This is a genomic window from Methylocapsa palsarum, assembly GCF_900114285.1.
In the GTDB taxonomy this organism is placed as follows: Bacteria; Pseudomonadota; Alphaproteobacteria; order Rhizobiales; family Beijerinckiaceae; genus Methylocapsa; species Methylocapsa palsarum.
The window spans coordinates 1-1,197 of record NZ_FOSN01000069.1 but is presented as its reverse complement, the minus strand read 5'-3'; the positions used below and the strand labels follow the sequence as shown (position 1 = coordinate 1,197).

The window sequence follows — 1,197 nt, the reverse complement described above, 5'->3', positions numbered from 1 at the left end:
TGACCTTGCCCCTTGAATGCCCTCGTTCATAACCAGACTCTGTTCTCTGTCTGATCCTTTTGAACCCTGTCGGCGAACTCGGCGGGCGTGAGCCCGCCGAGACTGGTATGTGGGCGGTTGGCATTGTAGTCGACGCGCCAGACTTCGATGACAAGCCTGGCGGCTGGCAGGCTCCGGAACAGGCATTCGTTGAGGCATTCGTCCCGAAAACGCCCGTTCAGGCTCTCGACGAAGGCGTTCTGCATTGGCTTGCCCGGCGCAATGTAATGCCACTCGACGCCATTGTCCTCCTGCCAGCGCAAGATTGCGTGCGAAGTCAGTTCCGTTCCGTTGTCGCTGACAATCATGAGCGGCTTGCCGCGCCAGGAGATGAGGGCGTCGAGTTCCCGTGCGACACGATGGCCGCCGATCGACGTGTCCACGACAAGCGCCAAACATTCCCGAGTAAAATCGTCCACAACGACCAGCACGCGGAAGCGGCGCCCATCGCTGAGCGTATCCGACACGAAGTCGAGGCTCCATCGCTGATTGCGCCCCTGCGGCAGCATCATCGGCGCTCGCGTGCCGAGCGCCCGCTTACGGCCGCCACGTCGCCTCACCGTCAGCCGCTCCTCCCGGTAGAGCCGGAACAGCTTCTTGTGATTGACGGCGACCCCGGCGCGCTTGAGAAGAATATGCAGCCGCCGATAGCCGAACCGCCGGCGCTCATTGGCAAGCGTCTTCAGCCGTTCCCGCAGAGCCGCATCGTCAGGCCGCGACGACGCATAGCGATACGTCTTCGGCGCAATGCCGACGAGGTCGCAAGCATGCCGCTGTGAATAGCCCTTTTCCTCAATCGCCCAGCTCACGACTTTCCTCCGTGCGCCAGGCGTCAGAAGTTTTTTCCGAGCGCTTCGCGAAGCGTTGCGACATCGAGCATCGACTCGGCGAGCAGCTTCTTGAGCTTGCGGTTTTCCTCTTCAAGAGATTTCAACCGTTTGGCCTCGGAGACTTCCAGGCCGCCGTATTTCGAACGCCACGTATAAAATGTCGCGTCGCTGATCCCGTGCTTGCGACAAATCTCCGCCACGGCGATCCCGGCCTGATGCTCCTTCAAAACCCCAATAATCTGCTCTTCCGAAAAGCGGCTCTTCTTCATCTCAATCTCCCCGTCTTGAACTCCAGTTCAAAACTAGGGCGTTCGAGGGGGCAAGGTCA

1 protein-coding gene is annotated in these 1,197 nt (G+C 60.2%); it reads right to left on the bottom strand.

The genetic code is table 11. The annotated features are described in order from the left end of the window. Positions 1–26: 26 nt before the first annotated feature. Positions 27–1,138 (bottom strand): IS3 family transposase gene (locus tag BM177_RS19315; RefSeq protein ID WP_091686925.1). Its coding sequence is split into 2 segments (ribosomal slippage): positions 27–883 and positions 883–1,138, totalling 1,113 coding nucleotides; the frame shifts between segments, so codons are not numbered across the junction. Between the last annotated feature and the right edge of the window lie 59 nt (positions 1,139–1,197).